This is a genomic window from Rhizobium sp. AP16 (genome assembly GCF_000281735.1).
GTDB classification, from domain to species: Bacteria; Pseudomonadota; Alphaproteobacteria; order Rhizobiales; family Rhizobiaceae; genus Rhizobium; species Rhizobium rhizogenes.
In genome coordinates, this window is record NZ_AJVM01000072.1 from 14,864 (window position 1) to 27,323 (window position 12,460).

Here is a 12,460-nt window from a genome sequence, read left to right on the forward strand (position 1 = left end):
AAAGGGAGTTCAGCCGCCCTTGACGGCACCGGCGGTGAGGCCGGCAACGATCTGCTTCTGGGCAAATATGGTGAGAACCAGCACCGGCAACGTGACGATCAGCGCGGCGGCCGCCAGCGGCCCCCAGCTTACCTGCTCGAAGGACAGCATGTTGTAGACGGCGACCGGCAGGGTGCGCGTCTCGCGGCTGGCAAGCACGATGCCGAAGACGAAATTGTTCCAGGAGAAGATGACCGAGAGGATGAAGGCGACGACGATCCCCGGCTTGGCGATCGGGAGCGCCACCAGCCGGAAGACCTGCCACGGCGTCGCGCCATCGATGCTGGCGGCTTCCTCCAGTTCCATCGGCGTCGTCTCGAAATAGCCGATCATGATCCAGACGACGATCGGGACCGTCACGACGAGATGAATGATGATCTGCGGCCACAGCGTTCCCAAAAGGTTCAGCCATTGGAAGAGCAGGAACAGCGGAATGAGGAAGGAGAGGCCGGGCGTCATGCGGGCGATCATGATGACGACCGCCGACTTCTCCGCCTTCAGCCGCGCAATACCGTAGCCGGCGGGAACGCCGATCAGCAGAGCAAGCAAGGTCGCGGCCCCAGTCACCAGAATGGAGTTCCAGAAATAAAGGAAGAAGTTGTTCTCCTCGAAAACCTTGACGTAGTTCGACCAGGCGAAGCGCTCGGGAATGAAGATCGGCGGATAGGCGCCGTTATCGATCTCGTACTTCAGCGAAAGCGAGATCATCCACAGGAAGAACAGCACTACCGGCGAAATCATCACCAGCGCCACGAAGAGAAGACCGATCTTGTCGAGCGTCTTGCGTTTCATCATCGTGTCTCCGTGTCCGACCAGTTCGCGCGCTGTCTCGCCATCAGCAGGACGAAGGAGAGCGCGACGATGAGGATGAAGAAGACGACCGCCATGGCCGAGCCGTAGCCGATGTCGTAATAGGAAAAGGCGGTGTTGTAGAGATAGATGTTGATCGTCTCGGAAGCCGTTCCCGGCCCGCCCTGCGTCATCGCACAGATGATGTCGAAGCTTTTCACCGCATCGATGCTGCGGATGATGACGGCGATCATCAGGAAGGGCGCGATCATCGGCAGGGTGAGATAGCGGAACTTCTGCCACACATTGGCGCCGTCGATCTCCGCACTTTCATAAGGCTCGCGTGGCACAGCGGCGAGACCACCGAGCACGATCAGCATGACGAGCGGTGTCCATTGCCATGTTTCCACCAGCACCAGCGACGGGATGACGCTGACCTGATTGTAGATCCATTCCTGCGGGCCGATGCCGACGAAGGACAGGAGATAGTTAAGCACGCCGAGCTGCGGGTGAAGCATCATCGTCCAGACGAGCGCGATAGCGACAGGCGTCGCCATCATCGGCATGACGAAAATGCCGCGCAGGAAACCGCGCAACGGGAACTGCGCATCGAATATCAGGGCGGCAAGGGTCCCTAAGAAAACCGGCGCGATGACGGAGAGGCCGGTATAAAGCACCGTATGCCACAGCGCCTCCCAGAACCGCATGTCCGTTGCCAGGCGGGCGTAGTTCGCAAAGCCTGCAAAGCTCTGGGATTGCCCGAGCGTCCAGCTATTCACGCTCATCCATAGGGTGAAGACCCACGGAAAGACGATTACCGCAGCAATGACCACAAGGGCGGGGATGACGAAGGGCCAATAGTTGGGAACAAGCCCTTTTCTGGGCTTGCTCCTCTTCTGGACGGCGGCTGCCGTAGTATTCTCGATGCTCACGGACGCCATCACTCCTCGCTTCGCGCCAGCACCGGCTCGAACTGTGCGGTTGCATTCTTCAGTTCGTTTGCCGGATCCGCGCCGCCGATCATGTTGGTGAGCGCCACGCCGTAGATGTCGCGGAATTCGGTGACCGGGATGATGACGGGCAAGCCGAGTGCCGAGACCTTGCCGGAACCGACGACGGCATCCAGCCAGGCCCCAGGCATCTTGACGCCCTCGCGGACTTTCTTGTCTTCAAGGACGGACTGGCGGAACGGCACGCCAGCGCCGGCCTGCAGCAGCCGCGCACCCATCTCGTGCGAGATCACCCATTGGCAGAAGAGATAGGCGGCTTCCTTCTTCTGGCTTGCCGCCGTCACGCCGATGCCGTCGCCGAAGGTAGCGGCCGCCTGTCCGGCAGGCCCCTTGGGGATGACGCTATAGCCGACCTGGCCGACGACGCGAGACTTTTCCGGATTTTCGATCGGCGGCGCAAAGCCGACGCCGTCGAACCACATGCCGATCTTGCCCTGCAGGAACGCGGATTGGGACTCGGCCCAGTTGAACCCGGAAACTCCGGGAGGTGCCGCTTTGGTCATCAGGCGCTGATAGAGCTTGGCAGCCTCTACCGCTTCCGGCGAGGTGGTGCGCAATTTGCCGTCCGCAGACAGCGGCGTTATGCCATAGCCGAGCATGAAGGCGGTCCAGACCGGGGTGTTGGCATTCTTCAAGCCGCGGGCAACGAAGCCGTAGGTATTGGTCGATTTGTCGGTGAGCGCTTCAGCGGCCTTGGCCATGTCCTCGAAGGTTTCAGGGTAGGCAAGCCCCTTCTTTTCGAAGAGCGTCTTGTTCCAGTAGACGATCCAGTAATCGACCGAGAAGGGCAGGGAGCGCAGAACGCCATCGGAATCCCTGGCGAATTTCATGCCGGCCTCTGCAAAGTCGCCTTCTGTCAGCGATGGATCCGTCAGGGACGGATCCTTCAGGAAACCGCTGATGTCGGCGAGCCAGCCGCCTTTTTCGAATTGGCGCTTCTGCACATGATAGCTCAGATGCACCACGTCGAAGCTCGGCTTTCCGGAGCTGAGCTCGATCGTCGTCTTCTGGCGCTGCTGCTGTTCCGGCGTTGCCTCGGCATTGACCTTGATGCCGGTCAGCGCCTCGAATTCGCTGAGGTACTTGATGATGATTTCGCTGCGCGGGCTTTTGACCAGATTGACTTCCAGCGTCGTTCCGGAAAAGCGCTTCCAGTCCACGGCCGCCGATGCGGAGCGGACGCCGAGCAGGCTTGCTGCCCCTAAAGCCGCCGTGCCCGCCATAAAATGACGGCGTGTGGGATTGATGAATGACGATGACATGTTGTTCCTCCTCCTTTGGCCGAAAATCTCCTCATTCGCGGCCTGTTTCATTCAAATCTTCAATGCGCGGTCTCTTGCCCCGTTGATGTGCGAAACGAGAGATGCGACGGCATCTTCCGCCGATCGTCTTTGGATCGCCTCAAGCACCTTGATATGTTCGACCATGACCGGTCCGACATGTCCGTTGATCCGGAACCGGTCCTGGCTGATCAGCCGCATCTTGATCGAATTGACGCGATAGGCATTCGAAATAATGGTGTTGCCGAGCGCGTCGATGAAGGCATCATGCATGCCCCAATCGACCGATTGCGCATGGAGTTCGAGCTCTTGTGACGTATCGCCGGCCTGGATGGCATCGGCAATATCGCGGTGTTGCTTCAGGAGCCCGGCAATGGTTTCGTCCGAAGCCGAACGGGTAAAGAGCGCAACGGCTTCCTTCTCCAGAAAAATGCGGAGCTGAAACGCTTCGCGGATAAGGTCGAGATCGATATGGGCGATCTGCAGGCCGCGCTGCGGCACGGTCTTGATCAGGCCTTCGGCTTCCAGCCGCGGGATCAGCTCGCGGATGGCGCCGAGTGGCAGGCCGGTCAGCTCCACAAGCCGGCGCTGCGAGACGAATTCGCCGGGCCGGACATCACGGGCAAGCAGATGCTGGGTAAAGCTTGCATAGGCTTTTTCCCGCAATGTCGGCTGCTCGTTCATGCCGTCCATTCGTCCCCCTCCCTGTCCGGTTTGCCTAAGCGGCTTTGGATCTGAAAAGCGCATTGAATGCGCCGGCCAGATGATTCCGTCCTTCGCCGGATATTGAAACCAGCGGCGGGCGAACTGCAAGCCAGATTTCGTCTCCGGAGAGTTGCGCCACCATGACCTTGACTGCCGCCGTCACCGGATATTTCAGCAATTCCAGGACAAAATCCTCGACGCGCGGGTCATCCTTTCCGTCTTCGGCCATGAGTCGGACCTCATGGGGTACGAAATTCGCCATCCCCGAAATCGCGCCCTGACCGCCCAGCCGAACGCCTTTGGCCAGATGGCGTTCATCACCGATCAGGATGATGAGGTCGCTATGCGCCTTCAGAAGCGCCTCCGTGTAAGGCCAATCGCCGGAGGAATCCTTGACGCCGGTGACAACGCCCGGAAAGGCGCTGCGCAAACGGCCGATCAGCGCCACGGAGAGCGGCACCATGGTGACGGAGGGGATATTGTAGACGATAATGTCGCGCGCTTTGTTTCCGAGCCGCGCAAAGACTGCCGAAAACCAGCGGAACAGGCCCTCGTCGCTGACATTCTTGAAGTAGAAGGGCGGTGCCAGCAGGATATTGCGCACGCCCTTGGAAAGTGCCGATCCGGCTTGGGCGGCAGCGTCCTCGACGGAATCCGCCATGACGCCGACGATGATGTGGTTTGCTGCGATCCCCAAATCCAGGAAGCCGTCGAGCACCTCTTCACGCTCCTGCGTGCCGATCGAGGATCCCTCGCCGGTGGTGCCGAAAAGCGTGACACTGGAACATCCAGATGTAAGGCTCAGCCTGGCCTGTTTGATCATCGGGCCGATGGCGATATCGCCGTTGCTGTCGAAGGGTGTGGTGAGCGCGACTGATAGGCCAAATTTCTGCGACAAGTTCCGTTCCTCCCAGATGTGTTGTCAGTACATACAGACTAACATGTTAGTTGTATAGTCTGAATCTCATGTCCGCACCGAAGCGTGAAAAAATCTCGCGGAGAAGGCCTGTTTAGACGGGGTCTGGCGTGATCCTGCACCTTGATGACGGGCCGGTTGATGCTACGATGCCCCGAAATCGTAGCCGGCGGCATCGTCTCCCAAACCCTGCAAATGCCGCTTTTCCCACAGCCAGGAATGCCCAAATGCCAAAGCCCACCAACGATCAGATCGAAGCCGTGCTGTCTCATGTCGATCAGACAATGGATCAGAGCCTGCAACGGCTGTTCGATCTCATCCGCATCCCCAGCGTCTCCACCGATCCTGCCTACCGCGATGATTGCCGCCGGGCAGCCGAATGGCTTTCAAGCGATCTGGCCACGATTGGCTTCGATGCATCGGTACGCGACACCAGCGGCCATCCGATGGTTGTCGGCCATGAAAAACGGGCTGGTGGGCCGCATGTTCTGTTTTATGGGCATTACGATGTCCAGCCGGTCGATCCGCTGCCGCTTTGGAAGACCGACCCTTTCGAGCCCGTCCTGCAACCGCTGGAAAATGGAGACACCGCGATCGTCGCGCGCGGCGCCTCCGACGACAAAGGACAGCTGATGACCTTCGTCGAGGCCTGCCGTGCATGGAAATCCGTGACCGGAACGCTGCCGATCCAGGTCAGCATTCTCTTCGAAGGGGAGGAAGAGGCCGGCAGCCCCAGTCTTGCTCCCTTCCTGGATAAAACCGCGTCCGAACTTGTCGCTGACACGGTTTTGGTCTGCGATACCGACATGTGGGACCACGACACGCCTGCCGTGACGACCATGCTGCGCGGTCTCGTCAGCCAGGAAATCGAAATCACCTGCGCCGATCGAGACCTTCACTCCGGCATGTTCGGCAATGCCGCCCGCAATGCGCTACAGGTCCTGTCGGAGATCGTTGCCAGCCTGCGCACGCCGGACGGCGGCGTGGCGATTGCCGGCTTTTATGACGGCGTCCAGGAATTGCCCGAGGCCGTTAAGGCGCAATGGAAGAGCCTGCCCTTCGATGAAGACGGCTTCCTGCGCGATATCGGCCTTTCGATCCCCGCGGGCGAGAAGGACCGCTCCATCCTTGAGCAGGTCTGGGCGAGGCCGAGTTGCGAGATCAACGGCATGAGCGGCGGCTATACCGGTGATGGCTTCAAGACGGTCATTCCGGCAAAGGCGAGCGCCAAGATCTCCTTCCGCCTGGTCGAGGGGCAGGATCCCGTCGCTATCCGTGATGCATTCCAGGCGCATGTGCGGGCACGCATTCCATCGGACTGTTCGGTCAGCTTCAAGGAGTATGGGTTGGCGCCTGCCACCACCATGCCGCTCGACAGCCCGTTTCTGCGCAAGACACTGGAAGCGCTGACCGTCGAATGGCAGCGCGAGGCAGCTCTTGCCGGCACCGGCGGCTCCATCCCGATCATCGGCGAGTTTAAACGACGCCTCGGCTGCGACGCCCTTCTGGTCGGCTTTGCTCGTTTCGACAATCGGATTCACAGCCCGAACGAGAAATACGACCTTTCGAGCTTTCATAAGGGCATCCGCTCTTGGGTCCGTATCCTCGCTTCTTTTTGCGAGATCGAACAAGCGGCGTCTTGATCTCGAGGGCGTGGCTTACGCCTTCCTGAAAATTGACAGAGTGCGACCGACGGATTTTCGTCGGTCGGCCGTTAAAGCCGAAATGCGTCCATTCGTTTTGAAGGAAAAGACCGGCCTGTCGGAGACATCGCAAGCACATGGCCTGAGGTCGCCGGAGCTGATCGATAGGCTCGAAGCCCTTGTCATCGGCGAGGAACAGGCGTGCTATGGGGACGTCGCGCGAAATCCGGATGGTGGCGATTGGCAATGAATGGGGATCGCTCACCCAAAAATGGTGATCCGGACGAGGATTTGCTTGGCCGCGTCGCGGCCGGCGATGTCAAGGCAACCCGCGCCCTGATATCACGGCAGTTGCCGCGCATTCTGGCTGTGGCGACACGCATGCTCGGTGACGCCAATGAGGCCGAGGATGTGGCGCAGGAAACATTCCTGCGTGTCTGGCGCAACGCCGGCGGCTGGCGGCAGCGCAATGCGCGCTTCAGCACCTGGATCCATCGTGTGACGATCAATCTTTGCTATGACCGCCTGCGCCGCCGCAAGCATGTGCTCGCCGAGGATCCGCCCGATGTCCCCTATGAGGGGCCCGCGCCGGATGCTGGCCTGTTGAGCGAAGACGATCCGGGTAAGCGCATGGAGTGGGCCATGCAGATGATCGCGCCGCGCCAGCGGGAGGCGATCATTCTGGTTTACTATCAGGCGATGTCCAACGCGGAGGCGGCGGCGATCATGGAGATCAGTGTGGATGCATTGGAAAGCCTGCTCGCGCGCGGAAGGCGCTCGCTGCAAACGCTGTTGTTGAAGGAGCGGATCGATGACTGAATATGTCGAGACGGCCATGAACGCCGATCGATTTGCCGCCCTGGCTGCGGCATATGGAGGCGCGGTCGATCGATGGCCCGAAGAAGAGCGGGCCTCGACCGAGACGTTCGCAAAGACGCCTGCGGGATTGTCCGTACTCGCGGCTGCCGGCGGCCTGGATCAGCTGCTCGACGCCTATGCGCTGAAGGCGAGGAATGACGGTCTCGGAGATCGGATTCTCACGCAGCTTGTCCGGAGGTCCCGGATGCGCAGGTGGTTTCGCTTTTCCTCCGCCGGTATCGGCCTTGTCGGCGTGGGCATTGCCGGCGCGCTGGCAGGAAGTATTGCCATCGCGGTTCTGACACCAAGTGTGACTTCCGACACGACGGTCGCCACGGACCAAACGACAACGGTTTTCGGTGATATCGGAACCGACGCGAATACGGCGCAGGACACCCAATGACAGAACGCGGCTTTCGGATATTCGCCCTATCTCTGCTGGTGCTTAACACCTTCCTGATCGGCGCTTTGGCAGGTGGTGGACTGACCTGGATCAGCAGCACGCAGACCCACGTCGAGACGCTGCCGCTTGCCGGCGAGCAACTTCCTTCCGGACAGAAAAAAGCCTTCCGCCAGGCGCTCAATGATGCGCGCAAGGCGGAGCGGCCAAGTGTACTGGAATCTCAGCAGGCGAAAATAGATGCGGCCTCCCTTCTGGGGCAGCCGACCCTCGATGCCGAGGCGCTGTCTGCGGCACTGGCGAGAGCCCGCAATGCCGATATCGCCCTGCGCGCAAAGCTCGAGCAGCGCGCCGTCGATTTTGCCGCCACGCTGTCCTATGACGAGCGCCGTACGCTCGCGGAAAGCCTGATCCGCCGCAGCGTCCCGAAACCCGCTGCCGCAAAATGATCACATTTGCCGGCCGACGGATCGGCCGGTTGCCTGCGTTTAAACGGATAGTTGACGCAGGAGTTGGCAAGGACATGACGCAACCGTCAAGTGAGGTTTATGCCGCAATAGCCCTTTCGCGCTTTGGGCTCGGCGCCGACAGCAATGGCGTCGCGGCCATAGCATCGGACCCACGCGGCGCGTTGCGGGAAGAGATCACCGAGCGTTTCGTGCCGGTGCCTGTGGGTGTGGAGCTGAAACCCACGGCCGATCTTCTTGTGGCTCTCTATGATTTTCAGGAGCAGCGCAAACAAGCAAGGGCACAGCCGGTCACAGTCGCCGCGCCGCCGGTGACGGCCAACCAGGGTCCGCAACCGGCGATGTCGGGTGGCGACATGAAAGCCGGTCAACCGTCGGCAATGCCGAAGGCCATGGCAAGTCCACCGCCACCTGCCGCACCCTACCTTCCGCAACAGGTTTTCCTGGCCGAGGTCGAGGCACGCTTCAACGGCACCATTCACCAGCCTTTGATCGGCTTTGGCGAGCGCCTGGCGATGTTCTGGGCGAACCATTTTGCGGTTTCGACATCGAGCGGGGAGGAGGTCCATATCCTCGCTGGCGCATTCGAGCGGGAAGCCATCCGGCCTCACGTCTTCGGGCGCTTCTCCGACATGCTGTTGGCCGTCGAGACCCATCCCGCCATGCTGACCTTCCTCGATAACCGACAGTCGATTGGCCCGGATTCAAAGGCGAATGCGAAGGGAAAGCGCGGGCTGAACGAGAATCTCGCCCGCGAGACGCTCGAACTCCACACGCTGGGCGTGGATGGCGGCTATACGCAGGCCGATGTCACGACGCTTGCGAGGATCATCACCGGCTGGACGGTCGTGCGCGGTCAGTCGCCCTTGGGTGCGTCCGGTACCTTCGCCTTCAATGCCAATGCTCACGAGCCGGGCGATCAGACACTCTTGGGACTTACCTATGCCGACCATGGTTTCGGACAGGGCAGGGAGGCGTTGCATGATCTCTCGCGCCATCCGGCGACGGCAAGGCATATCGCCATGAAACTGGTTCGCCACTTCGTTTCGGACGTCCCGCCGCCGGCGCTCGTTGAAAAGCTTTCCGCGACATTCACCAAGACCGATGGTGATCTCTCGGCCGTCTATCTGGCGCTGCTGGGGTCCGACGAAGCCTGGGACCCGAAACTGGTCAAGATCCGGTCGCCACTCGAATTCGTCATCGCGCTTTTGCGCGCCAGCGGCGAGAAGCCGAAACCCAATGTCATCGTCGGTGCCCTGGCCGCCATGGGCCAGCCGTTCTGGGCACCGTCCGGGCCGAATGGATTTCCCGATACGGTCGATGCCTGGGCGTCTGGCCAGGGGCTCAGCACGCGGATGGATGTCGCCAACACGATTGCCAACGCGGCGCCCCCGCAGGTCGATCCCCGTCGCTTTGTCTCCGACAGCCTCGGACCGCTTCTTTCCGACGAAACCTTGCAGGCTGTGTCACGTGCGGAAACCCGCAGCCAGGGTCTCGCGATTGCCTATCTTTCCCCCGAATTTCAGAGGCGCTGATCATGACCTGTGAACTCGTAACCCCCACCCGCCGTGCCGTCCTTGGAGCTTCGGGCGCCTTGTTCGCCTGGGCTTTTATCCCGCGTTTTGCCCATGCCGCCGGCGGTCGCGATCCACGCTTCATCACCATCATCCTGCGCGGCGCCCTTGATGGTTTGACTGCAGTTCCGCCGGTCGGCGACCCCGACTACGAATCCTTGCGCCAGTCGATCGCGATGACGATCAGCGGGCCTAATGCGACCCTTCCGCTGGACGGCTTCTTTGCCCTGCATCCCTCCATGCCCAATTTCAATCGGCTCTATCGGGCGGGACAGGCCGCCGTCGTCCACGCCAACGCCACGTCCTATCGCGATCGCTCGCATTTCGACGGTCAGGACGTGCTGGAATCCGGCTATGAAACGCCGGGCCGCGTGGATTCCGGCTGGCTGAACCGTATGCTCGAAGGCCTGCCGAAAGGCGACAGGGTCGCGCCCAACACCACTCTCCGCGGGCTTGCCGTCGGCGCGAATGCGCCGCTAGTCATTCGCGGCAAGGCGCCTGTTCTCGGATGGTCGCCGTCGAGCCTGCAGCCCGTCAGTGCGGACCTTCCGCCCCGCCTGATGGATCTCTACACCCACACCGATCCTCTTTTTGCAAACATACTGGCCGAGGGCATTGCCACGGGCAAGATTGCGGCTGGCGTCGACGTTAAAGCCCGGGGTGGTCCGGGAGACCCCGCTGGGATGGAGCAGATGGCAAGAGGGGCGGCACGCCTGCTCGCGCAGGACGACGGACCGCGTGTCGCAGCGCTCGCCTTCGAAGGATGGGATACGCATGCGGGGGAGATCGGCCGCCTGACGCGACTTCTGACTGGCCTCGACAATTCGCTGGCGGCATTCGAGCAGGAGCTCGGGCCAAGCTGGAAGGATACCGCGATCGTCGTCGCGACGGAATTCGGGCGCACCGCGCGGATCAACGGCACGGAGGGCACCGATCATGGCACCGGCACGACAGCCTTCCTCGCCGGCGGCGCGATCAAGGGAGGACGCGTTATCGCCGATTGGCCGGGCCTGAAGGAAGCGCAACTGCGCGACGGCCGCGATCTTGCCGCCACGACGGATCTGCGCGCCGTGATAAAGGGCATTGCCGTCGACCTGCTCGGCGCTTCCCCCGCCATATTGGCTCGTGATGTCTTTCCGGGATCGGGCTTCGTAGCCCCGATGAAGGGGCTGATTGCTTGAGCGGTTGGTTGTTTCGGCGTCGCGAAATAAATCTCCAACCGTAAGTGGTCTCAGCGAACTGTTATTAATCAGCTTTTCCGCCTTCTCCAACCAACCTGCTGATGGATGCCGATATTTACAATCCTACAAATAATCCGATCAGATTAACGTACAATCCTTACTTTATACGACATAGATCGCCGGTATACATTCAAAATCGGTGACATCTTGCTGGAAAAAATCCCGCAACTGCCTGAATTTGCTCCTCGTTGGAATTGCTTTGATAGTGATGGGCGCCGCGTCGGTCGTTCCTGTATAGCCTTGCCGTAATATGACTAGCCCAGTCGAGCAGTCAGGTATTTGTTACGTTCTTGATATGGAATGTCCCGTTTATCTCAACATGTTATCCAGCGAGGAGCTAGTTATTCCTATGTCCGATTTGCAGAGTTTCAGTTTCAATGTAGGCGATATCCCTCTTTCGATAACCCTGCCGGCGTTTGGGTCAGCTCCGAGAACCGGCGATATTTCCTTACCCATCACATACGTTAATGCTGAAGCTTACGTTCTTCATCGCTGTGCTCAAGTATCATCGAATATTCTGGAGATTGGAACCCAGTGGGGTTTGTTTACGGCTATTATGGCCGCTTCCTGCCCGGAAGGAGGCAAGATTGTTGGTATGGACTTGCTTCCGCTTAATGTTCAAACTTCGAACGAAAATTTGCGTGCAAACAATCTCGGTCATCGCGGCATTGTGCTTCATACCGCCGGCTCCACGATTGACGGTTCAGCGCTTGCAAAAATCGATTTGCATCCTGAAAGCCCTGGTCTCCTTGGACGCGATGGTGTCTCGCTGCATAATATTGGAACATTAGATGTGACTCAGGCTTCGATTGGTCGATTGCGGGAGTTTTTCGGCCCGTTTGATATGATCAAAATGGATATTGAAGGTTTTGAGGCTGCGCTGATTAAAGAGAGTATCAATGAACTTCTGCAACCAAAAATCCTAGAAATTGAAGTGCATCCGAATTACATATGGAGTTTATTCAAAGAGGATATCTCTTTTATAAAGAATAGTTTTCCAATTAGCGAGTATTTCGGATTTTATCTAATTTTGCATAACGGTCTATTTTCAGTTCGAGATATCGCGGATCCAGAAGTGCAGAACGTCCCGACAGCTAATCTGTTCCTATTTAAGAAAGAATTGAAGGAGCTTTATGAAGAGTTGCGGGCTCTTTCTAGCCAAGGTCTGTCGAGTGGAACGTGAAATCGTTCAAAACAACACTTCAGAAGTTGAATAATATCGGTCACATCATCTGTGCCACCTTAATCTGACAAGTTTTATGGGGGGGATTTTTTTCTAAAATCGCTATATTTTTGTTTGTTATCAATGAAAGTCGAATAAAGGTGCGCAAGGTGATTTATCTGCATGAAGATGAAGGGGTGATATTATTCTAATAAAAAGTCATTGTTGCTTTTCTGCATTAGAATATCTTGCCGAAGAATCGCTGTTAGCTTTGAGATCGGTGGATTTCGCACGAAGTCTAGATAGGTATGGAGAGGGGGCATCATGCTTCTTTCGACCCGTGTTGTATGCCTTCTGCTTACCTCGTTTTGTCACA

At 58.9% G+C, this 12,460-nt stretch carries 13 protein-coding genes; 8 read left to right on the forward strand and 5 right to left on the reverse strand.

What is annotated here, in order from left to right:
• Positions 1-9 precede the first annotated feature (9 nt).
• Genes PMI03_RS24105 through PMI03_RS24125 form a run of 5 tightly spaced genes read right to left on the reverse strand, consistent with a single transcriptional unit; the run spans position 10 to position 4,721 of the window.
• A complete protein-coding gene (locus PMI03_RS24105) occupies positions 10-831 on the reverse strand; it encodes a carbohydrate ABC transporter permease (RefSeq protein WP_039974628.1) in 822 nt (273 codons plus the stop codon).
• Positions 831-1,769, reverse strand: coding sequence for a carbohydrate ABC transporter permease (locus PMI03_RS24110; protein ID WP_007699579.1), 939 nt, complete (start codon positions 1,767-1,769; stop codon positions 831-833). Before PMI03_RS24110 ends, PMI03_RS24105 begins: the two co-directional genes overlap by 1 nt.
• A complete protein-coding gene (locus tag PMI03_RS24115; protein WP_007699580.1) occupies positions 1,769-3,100 on the reverse strand; it encodes an ABC transporter substrate-binding protein in 1,332 nt (443 codons plus the stop codon). The genes PMI03_RS24110 and PMI03_RS24115 overlap by 1 nt, the downstream gene beginning before the upstream one ends.
• Positions 3,101-3,151: 51 nt before the next feature.
• Positions 3,152-3,811 (reverse strand): GntR family transcriptional regulator, encoded by a 660-nt coding sequence (locus PMI03_RS24120; RefSeq protein WP_007699582.1) that lies wholly within the window; start codon positions 3,809-3,811, stop codon positions 3,152-3,154.
• A 25-nt stretch (positions 3,812-3,836) separates the two neighbouring features.
• Entirely contained in the window at positions 3,837-4,721 is an 885-nt protein-coding gene (locus PMI03_RS24125) for a dihydrodipicolinate synthase family protein (RefSeq protein WP_007699584.1), read from the reverse strand.
• Between the two features lie 245 nt (positions 4,722-4,966).
• On the opposite strand from PMI03_RS24125, the gene PMI03_RS24130 reads away from it, so the two are divergent.
• The 8 genes from PMI03_RS24130 to PMI03_RS24160 all read left to right on the forward strand — a co-directional run bounded on the left by PMI03_RS24130 (position 4,967) and on the right by PMI03_RS24160 (position 12,105).
• The gene (locus PMI03_RS24130; RefSeq protein ID WP_007699586.1) at positions 4,967-6,382 is read left to right on the forward strand and encodes a dipeptidase; all 1,416 of its coding nucleotides are present in this window, start codon (positions 4,967-4,969) and stop codon (positions 6,380-6,382) included.
• A gap of 82 nt (positions 6,383-6,464) precedes the next feature.
• Positions 6,465-6,632 carry a hypothetical protein gene (locus PMI03_RS31885; RefSeq protein ID WP_174053808.1) on the forward strand — a complete coding sequence of 56 codons (168 nt, stop codon included), beginning with the start codon at positions 6,465-6,467 and terminating at the stop codon, positions 6,630-6,632.
• Positions 6,629-7,201 (forward strand): RNA polymerase sigma factor, encoded by a 573-nt coding sequence (locus PMI03_RS24135; RefSeq protein ID WP_007699588.1) that lies wholly within the window; start codon positions 6,629-6,631, stop codon positions 7,199-7,201. The genes PMI03_RS31885 and PMI03_RS24135 overlap by 4 nt, the downstream gene beginning before the upstream one ends.
• The gene (locus PMI03_RS24140) at positions 7,194-7,643 is read left to right on the forward strand and encodes a hypothetical protein (protein ID WP_007699591.1); all 450 of its coding nucleotides are present in this window, start codon (positions 7,194-7,196) and stop codon (positions 7,641-7,643) included. Before PMI03_RS24135 ends, PMI03_RS24140 begins: the two co-directional genes overlap by 8 nt.
• Positions 7,640-8,089 carry a periplasmic heavy metal sensor gene (locus PMI03_RS24145; protein WP_007699594.1) on the forward strand — a complete coding sequence of 150 codons (450 nt, stop codon included), beginning with the start codon at positions 7,640-7,642 and terminating at the stop codon, positions 8,087-8,089. Before PMI03_RS24140 ends, PMI03_RS24145 begins: the two co-directional genes overlap by 4 nt.
• 74 nt (positions 8,090-8,163) lie before the next feature.
• On the forward strand, positions 8,164-9,642 hold the full coding sequence (locus PMI03_RS24150; protein WP_007699597.1) for a DUF1800 family protein: 1,479 nt from the start codon (positions 8,164-8,166) through the stop codon (positions 9,640-9,642).
• A 2-nt stretch (positions 9,643-9,644) separates the two neighbouring features.
• Positions 9,645-10,862: a DUF1501 domain-containing protein gene (locus PMI03_RS24155; RefSeq protein ID WP_007699600.1), complete on the forward strand. Its 1,218-nt coding sequence runs from the start codon at positions 9,645-9,647 to the stop codon at positions 10,860-10,862.
• Between the two features lie 409 nt (positions 10,863-11,271).
• Entirely contained in the window at positions 11,272-12,105 is an 834-nt protein-coding gene (locus PMI03_RS24160; protein WP_007699603.1) for an FkbM family methyltransferase, read from the forward strand.
• The last annotated feature ends 355 nt before the right edge of the window (positions 12,106-12,460 follow it).

Coding starts and splice junctions, on each gene's coding strand:
- PMI03_RS24105 (WP_039974628.1), bottom strand. CDS start 831: ATGAAACGCAAGACGCTCGACAAGATCGGTCTTCTCTTCGTGGCGCTG.
- PMI03_RS24110 (WP_007699579.1), bottom strand. CDS start 1,769: ATGGCGTCCGTGAGCATCGAGAATACTACGGCAGCCGCCGTCCAGAAG.
- PMI03_RS24115 (WP_007699580.1), bottom strand. CDS start 3,100: ATGTCATCGTCATTCATCAATCCCACACGCCGTCATTTTATGGCGGGC.
- PMI03_RS24120 (WP_007699582.1), bottom strand. CDS start 3,811: ATGGACGGCATGAACGAGCAGCCGACATTGCGGGAAAAAGCCTATGCA.
- PMI03_RS24130 (WP_007699586.1), top strand. CDS start 4,967: ATGCCAAAGCCCACCAACGATCAGATCGAAGCCGTGCTGTCTCATGTC.
- PMI03_RS31885 (WP_174053808.1), top strand. CDS start 6,465: ATGCGTCCATTCGTTTTGAAGGAAAAGACCGGCCTGTCGGAGACATCG.
- PMI03_RS24135 (WP_007699588.1), top strand. CDS start 6,629: ATGAATGGGGATCGCTCACCCAAAAATGGTGATCCGGACGAGGATTTG.
- PMI03_RS24140 (WP_007699591.1), top strand. CDS start 7,194: ATGACTGAATATGTCGAGACGGCCATGAACGCCGATCGATTTGCCGCC.
- PMI03_RS24145 (WP_007699594.1), top strand. CDS start 7,640: ATGACAGAACGCGGCTTTCGGATATTCGCCCTATCTCTGCTGGTGCTT.
- PMI03_RS24150 (WP_007699597.1), top strand. CDS start 8,164: ATGACGCAACCGTCAAGTGAGGTTTATGCCGCAATAGCCCTTTCGCGC.
- PMI03_RS24155 (WP_007699600.1), top strand. CDS start 9,645: ATGACCTGTGAACTCGTAACCCCCACCCGCCGTGCCGTCCTTGGAGCT.
- PMI03_RS24160 (WP_007699603.1), top strand. CDS start 11,272: ATGTCCGATTTGCAGAGTTTCAGTTTCAATGTAGGCGATATCCCTCTT.